Origin of the sequence: Pseudomonas sp. CAN1 (genome assembly GCF_030462585.1) — a bacterium.
Classification (GTDB): domain Bacteria; phylum Pseudomonadota; class Gammaproteobacteria; order Pseudomonadales; family Pseudomonadaceae; genus Pseudomonas.
Map to the genome: position 1 here is coordinate 1 of NZ_JASMRU010000090.1, position 1,559 is coordinate 1,559.

Annotated in this window: 1 protein-coding gene and 2 pseudogenes; 2 read left to right on the forward strand and 1 reads right to left on the reverse strand. The window is 68.0% G+C overall.

The features are described 5' to 3' along the window. Window positions 1-317: c-type cytochrome (locus tag QO207_RS31425; RefSeq protein ID WP_301536134.1), on the forward strand; the 317-nt coding region annotated here is incomplete at its 5' end. A gap of 22 nt (window positions 318-339) precedes the next feature. Beyond that, window positions 340-1,392: pseudogene (gene aldA, locus QO207_RS31430) on the forward strand (aldehyde dehydrogenase); the annotation flags it as partial. Between the two features lie 4 nt (window positions 1,393-1,396). Here the strand turns inward: aldA and QO207_RS31435 are convergent. Next, window positions 1,397-1,559, reverse strand: a pseudogene (locus tag QO207_RS31435) (hypothetical protein); the annotation flags it as partial.

Here is a 1,559-nt window from a genome sequence, read left to right on the forward strand (position 1 = left end):
AGCCCGAGCCGCCGGCGCTGACCGGCACCACCGCGCAGATCGACCAGGGCCGCGAGCTGTTCAACGGCAGCTGCTCGCAGTGCCACGGCATCAACGCCATCAGCGGCGGCGTGGTACCCGACCTGCGCACCCTCAGCGCGGAAAACCACCAGCGCTTCCTCGGCATCATCTACGGCGGCCGCATTCCCGACGGCATGCCGTCGTTCCAGGGCCACCTCGACCTGCAGCAGGCCGAGGCCGTGCACCAGTACCTGATCAAGCGCGCCTACGACCTCAAGGAACAACTGGCCGGCGCGCAGAAGACCGCCGCCAAGTGACCGTCTAACAGGAGACCAACCCATGACTGACGTGACAACCTACCAGCACTACATCGACAACCGCTTCGTCGCTGGTGAGCCGTTGATCGAGGTGCACAACCCGGCCAACGGCGAGCTGCTGGCGCGCATCCCCGAGGCCAGCGCGGCCCAGGTGGACAGCGCCATCGGTGCCGCCCGCCAGGCGCAGAAGGCCTGGGCGGCCAAGCCGGCCATCGAGCGCGCCGGCTACCTGCGCAAGATCGCCGAGAAGGTCCGCGCCAATGCCCCGCGCCTGGCGAAGATCATCACCGCCGAGCAGGGCAAGGTGCCCGCGCTGGCGGAAGTGGAAGTGAATTTCACCGCCGACTACCTCGACTACATGGCCGAGTGGGCGCGCCGCCTGGAAGGCGAAGTGCTGACCAGCGACCGCGCCGGCGAGCACATCTTCCTGCTGCGCAAACCGCTGGGCGTGGTGGCGGGCATCCTGCCGTGGAACTTCCCGTTCTTCCTGATCGCCCGGAAGCTGGCGCCGGCCCTGCTGACCGGCAACACCATCGTCGTCAAACCCAGTGAAGAAACCCCGATCAACTGCTTCGAATTCGCCCGCCTGGTGGCGGAAACCGACCTGCCTACCGGCGTCTTCAACGTCGTCGGCGGCACCGGGGCCAGCGCCGGCAGTGCGCTGACCAGCCACGCCGGGGTGGACCTGATCAGCTTCACCGGCAGTGTCGCCACCGGCTCGCGGATCATGGCGGCGGCTGCGCCGAACATCACCAAGCTGAACCTGGAACTGGGCGGCAAGGCGCCGGCCATCGTCCTCGCCGACGCCGACCTGGAACTGGCGGTGAACGCCATCAAGGCTTCGCGGGTGATCAACACCGGGCAGGTGTGCAACTGCGCCGAGCGCGTCTACGTGCAGCGCCAGGTGGCTGACCAGTTCATCGAGAAGATCGCCGCTGCCATGGCAGCCACCCGCTTCGGCGACCCGAACGTGCAGGCCGACCTCGACATGGGCCCGCTGGTCAACCGGATCGGCCTGGACAAGGTCGCGCAGATGGTCCGCACGGCGACCGGGCAGGGCGCCCAGATCATCACCCGACGAAGCGGTCGAGACCGGCGTAGGCGGCGGGCAGGCTGGCGTCGAGGTCGGGGTTGACGCTGCCGTCGAGCTTGAACACCTGGGCGACGGCGAGGACGGCGGCGTCCTTGTCGAAGATGTTGATCAGCGGCAGGTCGTGGCGCTTGCCGACTTCATAGTCGTTG